We start from the raw sequence: 789 nt of genomic DNA on the forward strand, positions 1-789 counted from the left end.
GCCGCTCCGTCCGCGCCGCAGGCCGCGCGCGAGCGGGTCGGGGCCGCTGTAGCCGAGCTCGCGCGCGGTTTCCAGGATGCGTTCCCTCAGCGCGGGCGAGAGCTGGTCGGGGCGGTTGTAGGCGTTGGAGACGGTCGCGGGGGACACGCCGACCTCGCGGGCCACGTCCTTGAGGGTGGCGCGGCGCGCCCGGGGACCGGGGGGCTTGGAGGTGGGCACGGGCTCATGCTACGGTACTGAAACGATTCAGCTGAATCGTTTCAGCCTCCGAGGTCCGACCATGCACCGAACAGAGTCCACCCCCGTCCCCACAGGCAACGCCCTCCGCGCCCGCTGGGCCACGTCGGCGATCTTCTTCGGCAACGGCTTCGTCTTCGCCTCCTGGGTGCTGCACGTCCCCACCGTCCGCGACGCGCTGCGCCTGGAGCCGCGCGTGCTGGGCCTCGTGCTGCTCGCCATCGCGATCGGCAGCCTCGTCTCCATGCCCCTCACCGGGAACCTCATCACCCGGTACGGCAGCCGGGCCCTCACGCGGCCCCTCGCGCTGCTCAACCCCCTCACGCTCGTGCCGCCCCTGCTCGCGCCGGACCTCGTCACGCTCGTCCTCGCGCTGTTCGTGTACGGCGTCGTGACGGGCGCGCTCGACGTGTCCATGAACGCGCAGGGCGTCGCGGTGGAGCGCCGCCTCGGGCGGCCCGTGCTCTCGTCGTTCCACGCGTGGTTCAGCTTCGGCACCCTCGGCGGGGCCGCCATCGGCGCGCCCCTGCTCGGCGCGGGCCTCACGCCCGT

2 protein-coding genes are annotated in these 789 nt (G+C 73.4%); one reads left to right on the plus strand and one right to left on the minus strand.

Annotation, left to right across the window (positions count from 1 at the left end; genetic code table 11):
* On the minus strand, positions 1-219 hold a 219-nt coding region (locus tag DEIPI_RS0112835), incomplete at its 3' end, for a LacI family DNA-binding transcriptional regulator (protein WP_027482021.1).
* A 61-nt stretch (positions 220-280) separates the two neighbouring features.
* On the opposite strand from DEIPI_RS0112835, the gene DEIPI_RS30900 reads away from it, so the two are divergent.
* A partial coding sequence (locus DEIPI_RS30900) for a hypothetical protein (RefSeq protein ID WP_045234271.1) occupies positions 281-789 on the plus strand: 509 nt, incomplete at its 3' end.

This window comes from Deinococcus pimensis DSM 21231 (assembly GCF_000519345.1).
GTDB lineage: Bacteria > Deinococcota > Deinococci > Deinococcales > Deinococcaceae > Deinococcus_A > Deinococcus_A pimensis.